14 protein-coding genes and 1 pseudogene are annotated in these 16,386 nt (G+C 57.1%); 4 read left to right on the top strand and 11 right to left on the bottom strand.

The genetic code is table 11. The features are described 5' to 3' along the window. Window positions 1-76 precede the first annotated feature (76 nt). From AC2TCY_RS18840 to AC2TCY_RS18815, 6 genes are all read right to left on the bottom strand, one after another. Complete coding sequence (locus tag AC2TCY_RS18840; protein ID WP_480849736.1) at window positions 77-1,357, bottom strand: ABC transporter substrate-binding protein; 1,281 nt, start codon at window positions 1,355-1,357, stop codon at window positions 77-79. A 443-nt stretch (window positions 1,358-1,800) separates the two neighbouring features. Next, window positions 1,801-2,895, bottom strand: coding sequence for a mandelate racemase/muconate lactonizing enzyme family protein (locus tag AC2TCY_RS18835; protein WP_480849734.1), 1,095 nt, complete (start codon window positions 2,893-2,895; stop codon window positions 1,801-1,803). Further along, on the bottom strand, window positions 2,892-4,739 hold the full coding sequence (locus AC2TCY_RS18830) for an ABC transporter ATP-binding protein (RefSeq protein ID WP_480849732.1): 1,848 nt from the start codon (window positions 4,737-4,739) through the stop codon (window positions 2,892-2,894). The genes AC2TCY_RS18835 and AC2TCY_RS18830 overlap by 4 nt, the downstream gene beginning before the upstream one ends. Further along, window positions 4,736-5,665 (bottom strand): ABC transporter permease, encoded by a 930-nt coding sequence (locus AC2TCY_RS18825; protein ID WP_480849730.1) that lies wholly within the window; start codon window positions 5,663-5,665, stop codon window positions 4,736-4,738. The genes AC2TCY_RS18830 and AC2TCY_RS18825 overlap by 4 nt, the downstream gene beginning before the upstream one ends. Continuing rightward, entirely contained in the window at window positions 5,662-6,609 is a 948-nt protein-coding gene (locus tag AC2TCY_RS18820; RefSeq protein ID WP_480849728.1) for an ABC transporter permease, read from the bottom strand. Before AC2TCY_RS18820 ends, AC2TCY_RS18825 begins: the two co-directional genes overlap by 4 nt. A 93-nt stretch (window positions 6,610-6,702) precedes the next feature. Continuing rightward, window positions 6,703-8,364 carry an ABC transporter substrate-binding protein gene (locus tag AC2TCY_RS18815; RefSeq protein ID WP_480849726.1) on the bottom strand — a complete coding sequence of 554 codons (1,662 nt, stop codon included), beginning with the start codon at window positions 8,362-8,364 and terminating at the stop codon, window positions 6,703-6,705. 423 nt (window positions 8,365-8,787) lie between these two features. Here AC2TCY_RS18815 and AC2TCY_RS18810 point away from each other — a divergent pair, with 423 nt between their 5' ends. From AC2TCY_RS18810 to AC2TCY_RS18795, 4 genes are all read left to right on the top strand, one after another. Next, complete coding sequence (locus tag AC2TCY_RS18810) at window positions 8,788-9,951, top strand: M20 aminoacylase family protein (protein WP_480849725.1); 1,164 nt, start codon at window positions 8,788-8,790, stop codon at window positions 9,949-9,951. A 12-nt stretch (window positions 9,952-9,963) separates the two neighbouring features. Next, on the top strand, window positions 9,964-10,158 hold the full coding sequence (locus AC2TCY_RS18805; protein WP_480849723.1) for a hypothetical protein: 195 nt from the start codon (window positions 9,964-9,966) through the stop codon (window positions 10,156-10,158). A gap of 12 nt (window positions 10,159-10,170) precedes the next feature. Next, complete coding sequence (locus AC2TCY_RS18800; protein WP_480849721.1) at window positions 10,171-11,265, top strand: alcohol dehydrogenase family protein; 1,095 nt, start codon at window positions 10,171-10,173, stop codon at window positions 11,263-11,265. Between the two features lie 139 nt (window positions 11,266-11,404). Further along, on the top strand, window positions 11,405-11,746 hold the full coding sequence (locus AC2TCY_RS18795) for a hypothetical protein (RefSeq protein WP_480849719.1): 342 nt from the start codon (window positions 11,405-11,407) through the stop codon (window positions 11,744-11,746). 263 nt (window positions 11,747-12,009) lie between these two features. On the opposite strand, the gene AC2TCY_RS18790 is transcribed toward AC2TCY_RS18795, so the two are convergent. From AC2TCY_RS18790 to AC2TCY_RS18770, 5 genes and pseudogenes are all read right to left on the bottom strand, one after another. Continuing rightward, complete coding sequence (locus AC2TCY_RS18790) at window positions 12,010-12,996, bottom strand: GlxA family transcriptional regulator (RefSeq protein WP_480849717.1); 987 nt, start codon at window positions 12,994-12,996, stop codon at window positions 12,010-12,012. 189 nt (window positions 12,997-13,185) lie between these two features. After that, window positions 13,186-13,578, bottom strand: coding sequence for a hypothetical protein (locus AC2TCY_RS18785; RefSeq protein WP_480849931.1), 393 nt, complete (start codon window positions 13,576-13,578; stop codon window positions 13,186-13,188). Further along, window positions 13,579-14,025 (bottom strand): annotated as a pseudogene (locus AC2TCY_RS18780) (ABC transporter substrate-binding protein); the annotation flags it as partial. It lies immediately after the preceding gene. Beyond that, on the bottom strand, window positions 13,991-14,428 hold the full coding sequence (locus tag AC2TCY_RS18775) for a hypothetical protein (RefSeq protein ID WP_480849715.1): 438 nt from the start codon (window positions 14,426-14,428) through the stop codon (window positions 13,991-13,993). The gene AC2TCY_RS18775 and the pseudogene AC2TCY_RS18780, both read right to left, overlap by 35 nt. 815 nt (window positions 14,429-15,243) lie before the next feature. Beyond that, a complete protein-coding gene (locus tag AC2TCY_RS18770) occupies window positions 15,244-16,122 on the bottom strand; it encodes a LysR substrate-binding domain-containing protein (RefSeq protein WP_480849713.1) in 879 nt (292 codons plus the stop codon). Window positions 16,123-16,386 lie beyond the last annotated feature (264 nt).

Here is a 16,386-nt window from a genome sequence, read left to right as displayed (position 1 = left end):
TTCCACCTGATTAAAATAGAGTTTTTTAGGGTGCTCCGGCCATCACGACGGCGGCCAGAGCACCCTCTGGGAGATTCTATCTCCAGCCGCGCGACTTGATGCGCTCCAGATCGCTTTCGGCCTGCTCAACACCTTCAGCAGCCGTCACTTTACCGCTCAGAATATTGTGGACAGCGTTAAAGATTCGCTGTGAAGAACGGTTATAAGATGCACCAGTCACCTGCGAGGGCCGCGAAGCACTTTCAGCATAGGCCTGTTCCGCATCCTTCAGGAAAGGATTGGTTTCGAGAATTTCCTCGTCCTGATAAAGCGCCTCGATCGTTGGGCTATAGGCTTCCATTGCGCGTCGCTTCTGCTCGCGCGCGTTGGTCAGGAAAACTGCCAGGCTCGTCGCGGCTTCTGGGTCTTTCGAGTATTTCGAAACGCCCAGCATACCTGCGCCGTAACAACCGCTGGATTTTTCCCCTTCCGCTCCTACCGGCAGGGCCATTACGCCGACTTTATCCTGCAGCAGCGCGCCGTCTTCCTGCGATGTGCCCCAGACATAGCTCCAATTCCTGTGGAACACGGCATTCCCGGTTTCGAACACGCCGCGCGACGCTTCCTCATCATAGTTCAGAACGCCTTCAGGGCTGATCGTGCCGACCCATGAAGCCGCGAGGTCTAGCGCCTCGATGGCTTTAGGGTTGTTGACAGTAATGTCGCCATCCGGCGAAACGAAGTTACCGCCGCCAAAGGATGCAACCAGTTCGAGCGCATCGCAGGTCAAACCTTCATAGGCACGACCCTGCCAGACGTATCCCCACATATCCGGGTTTCCGTCTTCGCGCTCAGCATTCTGTATGAACTCAGCGGTCTCGGTCAGTTCCTGCCAGGTTGTCGGCACCGGCTTGCCGTGCTTTTCCAGCAGATCCTTGCGATAGAACATCATCCCTGCGTCGATGTACCAGGGCATAGCCAGCAATTCGCCGTTGATCGTCGCGTCCGCAAGCGCGGAGTCAAAGTGTTGGTCCAGCTCTTCTGCTGGGACGTGTTCGCGAAGGTTCAGAAGATGCGGCGCAAGCGCGCCAACCCAGATATTGTCTAGCGTCATCAGGTCAATGTCACCGGACTTTCCCGCCAAAAGTTGCTGGTAAAGCGGTAGCGCTTCGCCCCAGCTGGCCGGCATCTTGTTGATCTTGACCGTGTTGCCGGTTTCTTCAGCCCATGCCTTGGACGCAGTTTCACAGAGCTCAAGCTCTGTGCCCGCAGAGCTGCAAAAAATCGATACTTCGGCCGCCGATACAGCGGTGCCGCCGGTGGTCAGGGCGACAGCTCCGGTGACCCCCCACAGAATGTGCTTCGCCTCTGGTCTCATCTGAATTCCTCCCTTGCTGAAACTTGGCGCCTCCTCTGCCAAGTTGATTCTTTACTATACCGTCTGGACGGTATAGTCAATCGTAAGTAATCGCGCTGTTCACTCCCGCTGCTGATGTGGTCGTGCATCAAGCGGTGAGGGAGAAGTTATCGGGGGTTCTGATGGAAAGGACATCCCCTGATCTCTCCTCTGGTAAGTCTTGGAGATGGAGGCCATCAGGAGGTTAGCAAAAGGTTCTAAAGGTGTAGTCGCCCCTGCAGGCCCCAATGTGCTGCTGTGGGTTTGCAAACAGCCTAAATGAGGGCGTCTGTACCTTCAGAACCCGTCTACCATGAGTGTCGCCGCCGGCCCTAATCATGTCTTAGTTGGGGGAACAGGCGACCGCGCCAGCGCCCGGCGCAGTCACCTGTTTCACAGCGGCCGGTGGAGCTGCAGCCGAAACCTCAGCTGAATACCGCAATCGGTTCGCCCAGAACCTCAAGGATCGGACGGGTGCCGATGCCGGGAAGATCAGGCGCGGAGACAAAACGGCCCTCGCGGCGCGGGGGGTTGGTCACGGTTTCCTTCTTTATTCCCATCGGCATCAGGGCTGTCATCAAGCTGCGCGACGGGGTCGCCTGACCCATGTGGGCAACCACAGCGCAGGCCAACTCGCTCCAGGAGGAATCCTGCAGGTCCATCGGCACCTTAAGCGCCGAGCAGACATCACGGATCACCCGCATCTTGGAAACACCGCCGACTTTGGCCAGCTTCAGGTTCAGCCCGTCCAGCACCCCGTCTGCCTTGGCGCGCAGCACAACATTCAGGTCGGAGGCACTTTCATCCAGGATCAGCGGTACGCCACTGCTGCGGCGCACGTCGCGGCATTCTTCGTAGGTGGCACAAGGTTGTTCGAACAGGACATCCACCTGCCCCGCCATGCGGGCGATCCGCAACGCTTCATCCACGCGCCAGCCGGCATTGGCGTCATATTTCAGGGACTCACCGGGGCGCATCAATTCACCAATGGTGCGCAGGTATTCGATATCTGCTTCCGGGTCGCCGCTGGACTTTGACGAGAACCGCTTGTGGCCTTCATCTCGCAGCCGTTCTATCGCTTCGGCCAGTTCGGGGCCAACCGTGGGCGGAGCCGACCCGTAACATCCCAGTTTGGGCGTAAGCTTGCCGCCCAGAAGCATGTACAGCGGCGTGTTCAAGGCATGCCCCAGAATGTCCCAGCACGCCACATCCAGCGCGGTTTTGACATAGGGCTGCCCGGTCATTTCCGCGTCCATCAGCTCGTTGATGGCTCCGGTCATGCGGGGGTCTTTGCCTATAAGCCCGGGGGCTAGCTCCATTAGGCCTGCACGCGCGCCAGCAGCAAAGGCCGGAATGAAATTTGACCCCCAGGGTACACTGTCGCCCCAGCCTTCGATCCCGGAGTCTGTCTCGACCCGGACGATGGTCTCATCGAAGTTCTCCATGACCCGCCCATGGGAGATCTTGAAGGGCTCGATCGGGACATCGATCTGGTAGATGCTGATACGGGTAATTTTCATGCGATCTCGGTGCTTTCTTGTAGGTTGGAGGCGAGGCCGTTCAAGTCCTCCGCCTGGAGGTGGCAGGCAATTGCATGTCCGGGGCCTGTTGCCCGTTCCGGCGGCACGGTGCTGTCACAGGTGCCTGGGATCGCCAACGGGCAGCGCGCAAAGAACGGGCAGCCCGCCGCGTTGAGGTCAACTCCCCCGGAAATGCCCGCCTGGCTTTCACGCGACGCCATGGTGTCTTCCAACCAACCGGTGCGCATTTCGGGGACCGAGCCGATCAAAAGCTTGGTATAGGGGTGGAAGGGCGGTGCCAGAACCTGGGCGACCGGCCCCTTTTCTACCACCCGTCCGGCGTACAAAACCACGATTTCTTCCGCAAAGGACGCCACGGTGCTGAGATCGTGACTGATGAAGACGAAGGACACTCCGGTTTTTTCGCGCAAGCCCGACAGCAGCTTGATCACCGATGCGCCCACTATCGTATCCAGCGCCGAGGTCACCTCGTCGCAGAGAATGACCTCCGGATCCGCCGCCAGGGCGCGGGCCAGGTTGATCCGCTGTTTCTGCCCGCCCGACAACTCTCCTGGAAGGCGGTTGGCGAAACTGGGCGGCAACTCCACCATTTCAAGTATCTCTCCCACCCGCTGCTTGCGCTGACGGGCATTCAGGCCGGCATAAAATTTCAGCGGGCGGCCGATGATTTCGCCGATGGTCTGATGCGGGTTCAGCGCGGTATCGGCCATCTGGAAGACGAACTGTACCCGGCGCAGTTCTTCTCGGCTGCGGTTTTTCAGGTCAGCGGGCAGCTGCCTGCCCGAGAGCGAAACCGTACCATCCGCTGCAGGCAGCAGCCCGGCGATTACCCGCGCCAAGGTGGACTTGCCGCAGCCGGATTCTCCGATTACTCCGACCGCCTTGCCACGTCCGACAGTGACATTGATGTCCTTGAGAACCGGGAACTGCGGCTGGTGGTCGGTGATCGCGCCATATCCCGCAGTGACGGCTTTCACATCGAGAGAATCCTCGTCTCCTCCGCCTGAGTCATTTGCGCTGTCCTTTGACTCCGGCATTGGATGCGCAGCGGCCATCAGCTTTTTCGTATAGGGGTGGCGCGGGTTGTTGATGATCTGTTCAACCGGCCCCTGTTCCATCACTTCGCCGCCATACAGCACGACGATATGGTCAGCGATCTGTGCCACAACGGCCAAGTCGTGGGTCACGTAGATCGCCGCCGAACCTTCCTCGTGGATCACTTTTTTGAAGGCCTTCAAAACCTCGATCTGCGTGGTGACGTCCAGCGCGGTCGTCGGCTCGTCCAAAACCAGGAGGTCAGGCTTTTCCACGAGTGCCATGGCAGCCATCAGCCTTTGCAACTGCCCGCCAGAGACCTGATGCGGGTAGCGCTCGCCAATGCCCTCCGGGTTAGGAAGTTCCAGCGCGCGGTAAAGCTCCAGTGCGCGGGCGTCGGCCTCTTCCTGGGTCATGGTGCCGTGCAGCATCACGCTTTCGGTGACCTGCTCGCCGATTTTCAGCGAGGGATTGAATGTAGCCGCCGCGGATTGTGCCAGATAAGCCACGTGCTTCCCGCGCATCAGGCGGCGCTCTTCGCTCTCGACCGTTAACATGTCGGTACCGCGCAGCAGCGCTTTGCCGCCGGCAAAATGCAGCCCCGGTTTGGTGTAACCAAGCGAGGACAGCGAAATGGTAGTCTTGCCCGACCCGGACTCGCCGATCAGCGCCACGACCTGACCTGCGGGCACATCAAAGGAGACACCTTTAACAATCGGAACTGGCGGCACCCCGAACGGCCGTGCTTCGATTTTAAGGTCTATGACCTGAAACAGCAGTTCGTTCATGTCATCTTCTCCGCCAATGCACCGCCGCTTTGGGCGGAAATGTCATCCACGATCAGGTTGATCGAAATGGTCAGGATCGCGATGGCGGCAGCCGGCGCTAGACAGGCGATGCCACCGTTCCAGAACCCATTGCCGAGGCCAGTCATGTTCTCGCGCATCATTGTGCCCCATTCGGCAAGGGGCGGACGCACACCCAGCCCAAGGAAGCTGAGGCTGGTGACGAAAAGGATTACAAAGACCAACCGCAGGCCAAAGTCGGTGGCCAGTGGCATGATTGCGTTGGGCAGCACCTCGCGAGTGATGATCCACCACAACCCTTCGCCGCGGGCGCGGGCAGCCTCGACAAAGTCCTGCACCATGATGTCCAGCGCCAGCGCGCGGGCGATGCGGAACACGGCGGCGGCATAGACCACCCCGCCCAGAACGATCAGCAGCGGGATCGATGATCCGATTGCAGCAATCATGACAAGCGCCAGCATGATACTGGGGAAGGCCAGCACCGCATCATCGGCACGGCTGAGGATGGAGTCGGTCCAGCCGCCGGCCACAGCGGCGCCAATTCCCAGGGTAATTCCGATCAGGTAGGCCAGCACTGTGGCGGCCAGGGAAATACCAATAGTTGTTCTTGCGCCGAAGATCAGCCGGGACAGCGTATCGCGGCCAAGATAATCGGTTCCCAGCCAGGCTTGTTCATTGGGTGGGCGATAGCCCGGGTCCAGAATGAACTCGCCAGTCAGGGTCTCTTCAATGAAATAGGCCTGATCGTAAGGAGCAATCATCGGGCCAAAGATCATCAGGAAGACAAAGCCCAGCAGGATACCTGCGCAGACCTTACTGGAATGAGAAAGGCGGATGCGTTTTTTGGGCGGTGCATCGGGTAGATCACCGAATTGCGCTGCATCGTCTGTACGTGTCGGTTGGGTCATTTCGGATGCCTCAAACGCGGGTTGGATAAGATGGAAGCCATATCGGCGATCAGGATGAGGACGATGTACGAGACGCAGAAGATCATCGCGCAGGCCTGAACCAGAGGCAGATCGCGCGACAGCACCCCATCAACCATCAGTTTCGCCAGACCCGGATAGGCAAAGATCGTTTCGACGATCACCACGCCGGACACCAGATAGGCCAGATTTAGGGCAATTACGTTCACGATTGGCCCGACGGCATTCAGCAGCGCGTGGCGCAATACGATACGTCTGCGCGGAATACCCTTGAGGATCGCCATCTCGATGTAAGGAGAGCCCATGACGTTCAGCACACCCGCGCGGGTCATCCGGACCATCTGGGCAGAAACTACGATCACCAGCGTCAAGATCGGCAGTGACAGAACGTAGAGAGATTGCCAAAACCCTTCGGTGCCGCTGAGATAGCTCACCGCAGGCGTCAGCCCCAGTTGAATCGCCAGCACGAAGATCAGGATCGTGGCGATCAGAAAGTCAGGCACCGAGATCAGCCCGAGGGTGGTGAGCGTCACCAGACGGTCAATCCGCCCGCCGGGGTTCATTGCCGCGATCAGGCCTAAGGATACGGACAGCGGAATGGCGATCATTGAAACCACCAGTGCCATGAAGGCCGTATTGCCGATCCGGTTGGCGATAAGGCTGGAAACGGTCGCCCCGCCGGCTTGGGAAATGCCTAGATCTCCGGTCAGAAGGTTACCCAGCCAGCCAAGATATTGTAGGGCCAGAGGCCGATCCAACCCCAGTTCTGCTCGCAGCGCCGCCAGGTTTTCCGCAGTGGCCTGTTGGCCTAGCCGGATTTCGGCAGCGTCGCCCGGCAGAATCTGGGTTGCGATGAAGATCAGCACCGACACAACCCAGACAAGAAGGGCGGCAATGCCTATTCGTTTCAATATCAGTCCAAACATTTCCCTGACCTAAAATAGATCATCCATGCCGCTGGCGGCGCGGATAAAGACGGTCGCAGGACTCTCCTGCGACCGATCGGATTTTCAACAGGTTCAGCTGTCCAGCCAGGCGAACTCGGGCCATTCGTTGCCGCCAACCGGGCCGAGCGGCACCTTGGTCAGGCCGCGAACGTTTGAGGCAACGGCATCCTTGTAAGGAATATGCGCCGGAATGACCGAGCCGGAGCCATCCGCACACAGACGCTGCAGTTCGCAGTTCATCTCATAGCGTTTGGCAGGATCGGTGACGCCCCGCGATTCTATCAGGAGCTTATCGAACGTCTCGTTCTTCCAGGCGGATTCATTCCACTTCGCGTCCGAGATATTGCCCAGCGACATCATGATGTTGGCGGTCGGGCGTGCGTTCCAGTTCGTCACGAACAGCGGCTCTTTATTCCAGACAGCACCCCAGAAGCCATCGACTGGCACACGTTTCAGCTGCAGGTCAAACCCGGCCTTGGCCGCTTCGCGCTGAAGGATGACAGCCATATCCGTGAGGCCTGCGCTGACTTCCGCGACATTCAACTCAGCACCGGTTATCCCTGCTTTCTTGAAGTAGTGCTTGGCTTTATCGAGATCATAGGGGTGCATGACCGGGTCGTTGATCTCTTTGCACCAGGACGCGCCGTAGGCGGGACCAATGGGCTGATCGTTGCCGATATCGCCAAGCCCGCCGCTCGCAACCTGTAGGATTCGGTCGCGGCGCTGCAGGTGCTTCAGACCCTTGAGGAAATTGTAATGCTCCTTAGTGCCGCCGGCCGGGCTGTTGTCGTAGCGCGCAGCAATGCCGATATACTGGCCCGAGCTTACAACATAAGGCTCGACACCGGCGGCGGCCTCAATCTGGGGCACGGACTTGGTGTCCAGATTGGTCATGATCTGGACGTCGCCATTGATCAGCGCATTGACGCGGGCAACGGGATCGGTGATGCCGAACGTTTCGATCTCGTCCAGATAGGGGCCTTCGGACCCCCAGTAATTGTCGTTGCGCACCGCAACCGAGCGCACGCCGGGGACAAATTCCTTCAACTTGAAAGGACCGGTGCCGTTTGCGGTCGAGAAATCGGTGGTGCCGTCTTTGATGATCTTGAAGTGGTAGGTTGCCAGAATGATCGGCAACTCCGCCTGCGGTTCGCTCAGCACGGCTTTGACCGTGTGTTGGTCAACCTTCACCCATTCAGAGACCGGTTTTACCAAGATTGCGGCAAGAGATTTACTTTCGTCGCCCATGTGGCGATTCATCGAATAGATCACATCGTCAGCGGTCAGTTTGGAGCCATCGTGGAACTCCACGTCGTCGCGCAACTGGAAGGTCCATTCGGTGGCTCCCTGGTTGGCTTCGAAGCTATGCGCCAGCTCCGGTCCGGCAGTCAGGTCGTCCTGCATGCGGGTCAGGCTGTTAAAGTGCAGGCGCCCCCGGATATAGTCGATCGATCCGTTCTGCAGGATCGGGTCCAGCGTGTCAGCCGGGCCGTGCTGGGCAAAGGCCGCACGAATCTTGCCGCCGCGCTTGGGCGTTGCGGCCACGGCTTCAGTGGCACTGGCAACAATAGAACCAGCGCTGGCGGCCGTTGCGCCCATCGCCATCAGCCAGCCCATTACCTGACGCCGCGATGCGCCTTGTTTCAAGGACCGACCGGCAAACTCCCGGTCCGCCTCGCCCATGTCCCCAAAGCGGATACTGCTGGAGATGTCTTTCCCAGGTTTAATAGTCATTCTGCTTGCTCCCTATGGTCTGCTGTGTGGCACCGGAAGCCCTATGATTAAGAGCCTCCCGCATGCCGGGTCCCTCTTAATAGGGGCGGGGATAAGCTGTTCTATCTACCCTTTTTGCGCGAAAATTTACCCCAAAATGGGTGCTCGAATTAAGAATCCGGAGCATTTCTTGCGGCGCGTTTCATTGATCTGCGCTCTTGTGACGAAGGTGAAACACCGCACTGCCGACGTTTTCAGATGGTTCCTGTTTCCGCTGGGCTGAGGTGAATTTTTTCCTAAAAAGGAAACTTGTCAGCGCAATTGGGGCAGCGGGAAATCTGGTTCGGCAAAAGGGTACATTATGGATTGAAAGCGGTCTGATCCGCCGCGGTTGAAGAAACGGCACCACACTTTGGGCGTGCCGGTTTTTTGGAGTTCCTGATAATGCCTGTGAAAAACAGATTTGCCGAATTGCACGATGAAATCACTGCCTGGCGGCAGGACTTCCACAAGCACCCGGAACTGGGCTTCGAGGTCTACCGCACCGCAGGCATCGTCGCCAAAAAGCTGCGCGAATTCGGCTGCGACGAAGTGGTCGAAGGCATTGGCGAAACCGGCGTTGTTGCTGTTATAAAGGGCAATTCGAACAGCTCTGACATGGTCATTGGCCTGCGCGCCGACATGGATGCACTGCCGATTCCAGAGGAGACCGGAGTGGACTATGCCTCTATCCACGAAGGCAAGATGCACGCTTGCGGTCATGACGGCCACACGGCGATGTTGCTGGGAGCTGCGAAATATCTGGCCGAAACCCGCAACTTCGACGGCACCGCAGTAATGATCTTTCAACCCGCCGAAGAAGGCGGCGGCGGCGGCGAGAAGATGGTGCAGGATGGCATGATGGACCGTTGGAACATCCAGGAGGTCTACGCGATCCACAATATGCCGGGCTTCCCCTTGGGGGAGTTCCGTTCGCGAACAGGGCCGGTTACGGCCGCGGGGGATTCGTTTGAGATCTATCTGGAGGGCAAGGGGGGCCACGCCTCAGAGCCGCACAAGTCGGTCGACACCATGATGATCGCCTGCCACATGGTGCTGGCGCTCCAGACCATTCCGGCGCGCAACATCGATCCGGTAGACCCGATAGTGCTGTCAATCACCTCGATCGAAAGCTCGTCGAAGGCGACGAACGTGATCCCGCAGAAGATCACCGTCAAAGGTACCCTGCGTACCATGTCACGCGAGACCCGCGCTGTGGCCCGCCAACGCATTAGGGAACTGGCCGAAGGCACTGCCGCCATGTTCGGCGGCACCGTGACGCTGGATATGCCGTTGGGCTATCCGGCATCCATCAATACCGCCGAAGAAGTCGGCCACGCCGCGCAGATGGCGGAAATCGTCAGTGGTCAATACACTGAGTTGCCGTTGCTTATGGGATCCGAGGATTTCTCTTACATGCTGGAGGAACGCCCCGGTGCCTTCCTGTTCATGGGTATCGGCGACGGGGCGGCGCTGCACCATCCGGAATACAACTTCAATGATGAGGCCATTCCCTATGGCTGTTCCTGGTTTGCAGAGATGATTGAACGCCGCATGCCGACGGCTTGAAGAGACAGCCGTATGAAAATCAAAGAGAGTCATATCTACGCCCATGACCTGCCGGTCCGGGACGGCCCTTACACGATGGCGAGCGGCACGGTCTGGTCTTTGGATACGACCCTTGTGAAGCTGATTGCCGAAGACGGTACATCCGGCGCCCGGCTAGGCGTTGTGCGGGACGACAGTCTCTTTGGCGCCCCTGTGGCCTCATTCTAAGAAGGAAAAGAAATGATCCCTGAAACGATGCATGCGGTCCAGCTGACCGGGCACGGCGGTCTGGAAAAACTTGAGTACCGCACGGATGTACCTGTACCCCGCCCCGGACCGGGAGAAGTCCTGATTCAGGTCACTGCCGCCGGTGTGAACAACACCGATATCAACACCCGCATCGGTTGGTATTCCAAGGCCGTGACCAGTGACACCGACTCGGGCGGTGCGGGCGGCTATGACACATTGAACGATAATGATGCCAGCTGGTCTGGCACGCCGCTGACCTTCCCGCGCATCCAGGGGGCCGATGTCTGCGGCTATGTGGCCACGGTAGGCGAAGGCGTGGATCCGACCCGGATCGGCGAGCGGGTGATCGTGCGCAACATGCTGCGGACTTATGTGGACTACCGCCCCTACGAGTGCTGGACGATTGGTAGTGAATGCGACGGCGGTTTCGCACAGTTCACAGTTGCACCCGCCCGCGAGACACATACCGTTGCGTGCGACTGGGAGGATGCGGAATTGGCGGCGATCCCCTGCGCCTATTCTACCGCTGAAAATATGCTCCACCGGGCGCAATTGAAGGCTGAAACAGTTCTGATCACTGGGGCGTCGGGTGGCGTGGGGTCGGCTGCGGTGCAGTTGGCCAAGCGGCGCGGCGCGACAGTTATTGCGCTCTGCTCTCCGGCCAAAGCAGAGGCAGTCCGCGCGCTTGGCGCCGATAAGGTGCTGGATCGCAACGCCGATCTTGTGGCTGAACTGGGCGAAGGCAGCGTCGACGTTGTGATCGACCTTGTTGCCGGTCCCGGCTGGGGAAGTTTGCTGGACGTGCTGCGGCGTGGCGGACGTTATGCCACCGCCGGGGCTATCGCAGGGCCGATCTGCGAGATCGACATCCGTACTCTCTACCTCAAGGACTTGACCCTTTTCGGGTGCACCTTCCAAGAGGACGAGGTCTTTGCCAATCTGGTGAAGTATATCGAAGCCGGAGAAATCCGCCCGCTGGTCGCCCAAACCTACGCGCTGAAGGACATCGCTCGGGCGCAGGAGGATTTCCTGGCGAAATCCCACACCGGCCAGTTGGTTCTGCTGCCGCCGCAGGCCCAGTCATGACACCGAATAGGGCATGATGCTCTGATCTCTTACGGCCGGCGGTATCGGAATGACTCCAACCGCCGCCCGCAAGGAGCGACGAAAGAGGCAAGCCATGTGCGAATATTTTTGATTTCTGCTCCTCAAGGGCTTTTCTCATATGGCCTTTTCTTGCGCGGTCGAGCCGCTGCGCCTGGCCAATCATGTCAGCGGGCAGGAGCTTTATCGCATTCGCCTCGCCTCGGAAGACGGTCGCTCTGCCGTCTGTCTTCAGGGTCTAGAACTCGCGGTTCCCACGAGTTTTGCAGACCTGCCGAAATCCGACCAACATGCGGCGCGCAGTGCAAAGCGGTGGTACGCCCAGAGGTTTCTGTCTGCGCATGACCGGATCAACTTAATCTTCCGTCTTCGCCGATACCAACTCACCGCAATCTCGTACCGCCACACACGCTCAAATGCGTTCATTCTCTGGGAATGTTACACAGCAGAAATGGAACCCTGAGAGCCGCGCAATAACACTTTTCATACAGCCTCAATTGCCTTGTCTATACTCCTTCGACAGCAGAGTTTTCGAGCGCGAACGGACAAAATTTTTGCACTAAAACTGCGGTGCACACTGATGCCAGTGGGGATAAAGAAGGAATCCGTGACCAACCCGCCGCGAGGGCCGCTTTGTCTCCGCGCCCGATCTTCCTGATTTCGGCACCCGTCCGATCCTCGAGGTTCTGGGCGAAGCTATTGCTGTCTTCGGCTGAAGCTTCGGCTTCAGTTCCACCGGCCGCTGTGCAACAGGTGGCTGCGCCGGGCACTGGCGCGGTCACCGGTTGGAGAGCGGCCGAACTTCTTTCTATAAGCCGCGGAAAACTTTGATGCACTGGAATAGCCGCAGGCCGCGGAAATTTCCGCGAAGGACATTGTGGTCTCTGCCACAAGATCTTTCGCTTTGTTCAGCCGCAGGGTGAGGTAGTAGACCTTTGGGGTCATTCCTGCGCGTTCGGAAAACAATTCCTCTATCCGGCGACGGGACAGGCCCGCGTGCTGGCAAAGCGTTTCGATGCTCAGGGGTGTTTCGATGTTGTCTCGCATCAGTGCAACCACCGTCTGCAACGCCGTTGGAAGCGACTGCTGCAATTGCTGTTCGCCCAGCGGGTCTTGTTGTTTGTTGCTGCCCGGCAGCCCGCCGTGAAGTACGGTACGGGCTACTTCATCCGCGATGCGTTGGCCCGAAATTGATGCCAGAAGGTCGAGAGCAAGGTCAATTGTCGCCAGCCCGCCCGAGCTGGTCATAATATTGCCGTCGGCCGTAAAGCCCGCGGCGGTGACCTGCACTTTGGGGAACATCTCAGCAAAGGGCGCCAAGAAGTCGTAATGAACGGTCGCCTGCTTGCCGTCCAAAAGCCCGAGAGCGCCGAGGATGAAACCGCCCGAACTGATGCTGACCAAACGGGTACCACGCGACAGCCACCGGGTCAGCAGCGGACGGAGCCTGTCAGCAGGAAAATGGTGCGGCACAAGGCTCGCGGAAAGGATCATAATATCTGGCCGAACGTCCAACCCGTCAATCGCACAGGTCTCAACTAGAACCCCGCTGGAGGCCTTCACTTGCCCGCCGTCAAGTGAGACAAACTCCCACGCAAAAACTTCCCGCTCGGAGCGCAGGTTGCAGATCCGGAAAGGATCAACAAAGCCGAGCGTGGTGAAGAGGTTGAACTCAGGCAGCACTAAGATCGTAATTCTGGTTTGTTCTACCATTCAGCTCCACATTGGCAGGCTATTGCATGGGTCTGCAGCCTATCGAAAGGGGGCTGCAACTGGAAGCACGCAGCTACCCTGTTTCTTTCGCAGATTTTCCACTGCTTCCGGCTCGAAGTGAACTTAGTTAAAGAAGTTATGTACTGTGAGTATATTTGCACTGCGCAGGTGGCTAGGTTTTGATGGTAATCAGCAGAGCCAATGGTGGAATTGCGTGATGATGTTGGATCCCAAGAAGCCTTCTGCAGTTTTAGTGTAGCGAGGGGTACTGCCATTTGTGGACGGCCCCGATTTTGCAAGAGCAATCGAAGTGATGATGATCAATGCAGCCTCAATCGGAACACCCCGTGGTATTGCCAGGGCGTAGCAGCCCGTCAACTTGATAGGGATCCGGTCTGCGGACTTCATCAAGGCCAGCGGGCATATGCACCGCGTAAACAGGTCGGACAAATGAGGGCTAGCTAAAATCTCAGGCACTAACAAAACTCTTGCAAAATCGGGGCCGTCCACAAATGGCAGTACCGGTTCAACATCTTCCGCGGCCTTTATCTGTTCTACGGATTTCGGATCGAGATCTGCCATTGCCTGAATGTCGCCAGAAATAAGTGCGTTTACACGGGCAACCGGGTCTTCGATGCTGAAAACTTCGAACTCCTCAAAATAGGGCCCGCCATTTTCCCAATAATTGTCATTGCGGGTCTGAACAGAACGAATTCCTGGTTTGAATTCTCTCGAAATGAAGGGCCCGGTCCCGACAGGTGTTTGGAACTCGGTTTCGTCTGCCTTGTGCACCTTGATGTGGTAAGTGCCTAGGATAATAGGCAGTTCGGCGTTTGGCGAATTCAGCTATGCTTTAACTGTATGGTTATCGACCTTGATCCATTCATCAACATCCTTCACCAGCGAATTGGCTAGGTATTTGCTTTCCTCACCCAAATGGCGAGACATGGAGGCAACAACTTCGTCTGCGGTGAGTTTGGATCCGTCGTGAAACTCAACATCCTTGCGGAGCTTGAATACCCATTCCATCGCGTCTGCATTGGCTTCGAATGAAGCCTGCAAGCTCAGGCGAGGCGGTCAAATCATCATTCAACCGGCAAAGGCCGTTATACATCGCTTTTGCGCGCGAGTAGTCTTGGGCCCCGTTTTGTAGAATGGGATCCAATGTGTCCGATGGACTTCCGCCGTTGTTGGCAAACTGGACGCGTCCACCAAGTTTGGGCGTGGCGGCAATAGCATTGGTGGCGCCGGTTACAATGGTGCCGGCCGTCGCAATTGTTGCCCCCATCGATATCAACCAGCCCATAACTTGCCGCCGGTTTGCACCTTTCTTGAGAGCATTGACTGCAAATTCTTTATCTGCTTCGGGCAGACTTCCGAATTTTGGTGTATCACCTATCGGCGCACTTGTTTTTACTTTCGTCGTTTTCACTTTTCTTCTCCCTGTACTTTTACCCAGTTTGAGCAAGGCTCTTTCTCAAAGTCCGGTTCTGGCGCTCCCACGATAGAGTGGTTTGTTCGACGGTGTGCCCGGGGCACTAGTTGTGCAGCAGAGGAAATTGACGCGCTCTTGGGGTACGTATTCACCGCCCGCGAAGATCCAGTCACAGTTATCCGCTCCTTGATTGTTTGAGAGCGCATGGAGGTGTCTGGAAAAGCGATGTCAGGTATACCGTCCGCTAGGAGATCATCGGTTCCGTCAATGATTGTCGCATTGCCGATGGCTCTGTTTTTGTTACCATAACGTGCATTTAGGTCCGTTTTTTTGCAAAGAAAACAGCGGCCCGCGGCGAAACGCACACCTCACCTGGTACCGGCGGCGGGACAACTTCTGGGCTAGTCGGCACCTCATTTCCGCTGTTTGAGATGGAGCTCACAGAGGTTACTTTTTGGGGGGCATACTTCGCCGCTCACTTGTCGGCGCTCCAAGGGTCATTGACAACGACAGCATCGGCCATGCGTGAATTCTCACGCAAACGATGTTTTCTCCGGTCTTTAGGCTTAAAAAAGTAATACAACACCCTAAACCTGTGCGTTCGAATGAACCCTCAGAAATTGTTTTTCAATCTGCGCTCGGCGCTGATTAATAAGTATTTGGTATCAATGCGTTAAGAACACGATTTAGGCATCTGAAGGATGCGAAATACAAATCGACGCCAAAAAACGGCAACCAACCCTATCTAAGCTCAAGCATATCGCCCCACCTAAATTCAATGGATACGCCGACCCGTGCGAAGTGGTGAAGTGTTACTTGGAATTACTGCCTGAATCCCGACCCGCGGTCTCTGACAACCACCTGAATAGAACCCTCGTTCGATCAGACGCTTGATTGTGTAACTTGACGTAAAAATCCAAAGGCGACGACACGGTTTCTGGTAACAGCTTAACCAGCTTGCCTGAGGCAACCAATTCCGAGGTCAATCCTTCCCAGCCGAGCACGGCACCCATGTCATCTCGCGCTGCTTGAAGCGCAATCACGTAGTTGTTCACACGGTGCCCAGATCGCAGTTGAAGGGATTGGCCCAATGCGTTTGCCCAAGCTTGCCAATCCGTCCAGCCGGATTCAGCTGCATCGAGATGGATGAGCGGAATGCGCGCCAGGTCCTCGACGCTGGCAGGCTTATGCTCACGGGCAAATCGTGGGCTGCCAAGAACCATTATCCGATCATGAAACAGGGCACGACAGTTGCTCGAATCTTCATCCATTCGACCATAATGAATGCTTAGGTCGCAATCCGCCGCGTTTGTGTTCAGGTCGCTCACCACCTGCGCCACAGAAATGTGGGGGTGGCGCTTCCAGAATTGCGCCAACCTTGGAGTCAGCCAGAGTGAACTGACGGCGGTTGTAGATCGTATGGTGACCGAACTACGCCCGTGCTGAGCGCGCAGTTGTCCAATCGCTTCATTGATCCCCTCAAAGCCACGTTGCAGCGCTACGAGCAAATATGCCCCACTTTCCGACAGTTCGACTCCGCGATGGAAACGGTGAAACAGGCTGCATTGCAACTCTTGTTCTAGCGCCTTGATCTGATGGCTGATCGCAGCGGACGTGACATTGAGCTCGTTGGCGGCTGCCTTGAAACTGACATTACGCGCTGCAGCTTCGAAGCTGACCAATGCAGTCATTGGAGGCAGGTCATATGGGTGAGAACGGCGGCCGTTGGACAATTTATTCTCGCATGACATTTTCCAGTTTGACCGCTTTTCAGTACAAACAGGAAGGTTTGGGTTACTTCAAATAATTCATGCTGAATTTTTTTGCAATTGTGTGATGAGCCAATTGATACAGAATAGCCTGATTCGAGATCTGGTGCGCGAAAAGGAGCCCGCTGGTTATGAGTGTTACTCCAATCCGGCCCCAATCCGTCCCAGAGGAAAAGTTGACCGAAC

It is taken from the genome of Ruegeria sp. HKCCD7181 (genome assembly GCF_057221055.1).
Note: the sequence above shows the minus strand (reverse complement) of the source record. Positions and strands in the feature narration are given on the sequence as shown.

Bases quoted from the DNA above. Each gene is read 5' to 3' on its own strand.
- AC2TCY_RS18840 (WP_480849736.1), bottom strand. From the start codon at position 1,357: ATGAGACCAGAGGCGAAGCACATTCTGTGGGGGGTCACCGGAGCTGTC.
- AC2TCY_RS18835 (WP_480849734.1), bottom strand. From the start codon at position 2,895: ATGAAAATTACCCGTATCAGCATCTACCAGATCGATGTCCCGATCGAG.
- AC2TCY_RS18830 (WP_480849732.1), bottom strand. From the start codon at position 4,739: ATGAACGAACTGCTGTTTCAGGTCATAGACCTTAAAATCGAAGCACGG.
- AC2TCY_RS18825 (WP_480849730.1), bottom strand. From the start codon at position 5,665: ATGACCCAACCGACACGTACAGACGATGCAGCGCAATTCGGTGATCTA.
- AC2TCY_RS18820 (WP_480849728.1), bottom strand. From the start codon at position 6,609: ATGTTTGGACTGATATTGAAACGAATAGGCATTGCCGCCCTTCTTGTC.
- AC2TCY_RS18815 (WP_480849726.1), bottom strand. From the start codon at position 8,364: ATGACTATTAAACCTGGGAAAGACATCTCCAGCAGTATCCGCTTTGGG.
- AC2TCY_RS18810 (WP_480849725.1), top strand. From the start codon at position 8,788: ATGCCTGTGAAAAACAGATTTGCCGAATTGCACGATGAAATCACTGCC.
- AC2TCY_RS18805 (WP_480849723.1), top strand. From the start codon at position 9,964: ATGAAAATCAAAGAGAGTCATATCTACGCCCATGACCTGCCGGTCCGG.
- AC2TCY_RS18800 (WP_480849721.1), top strand. From the start codon at position 10,171: ATGATCCCTGAAACGATGCATGCGGTCCAGCTGACCGGGCACGGCGGT.
- AC2TCY_RS18795 (WP_480849719.1), top strand. From the start codon at position 11,405: ATGGCCTTTTCTTGCGCGGTCGAGCCGCTGCGCCTGGCCAATCATGTC.
- AC2TCY_RS18790 (WP_480849717.1), bottom strand. From the start codon at position 12,996: ATGGTAGAACAAACCAGAATTACGATCTTAGTGCTGCCTGAGTTCAAC.
- AC2TCY_RS18785 (WP_480849931.1), bottom strand. From the start codon at position 13,578: ATGGCAGATCTCGATCCGAAATCCGTAGAACAGATAAAGGCCGCGGAA.
- AC2TCY_RS18770 (WP_480849713.1), bottom strand. From the start codon at position 16,122: ATGACTGCATTGGTCAGCTTCGAAGCTGCAGCGCGTAATGTCAGTTTC.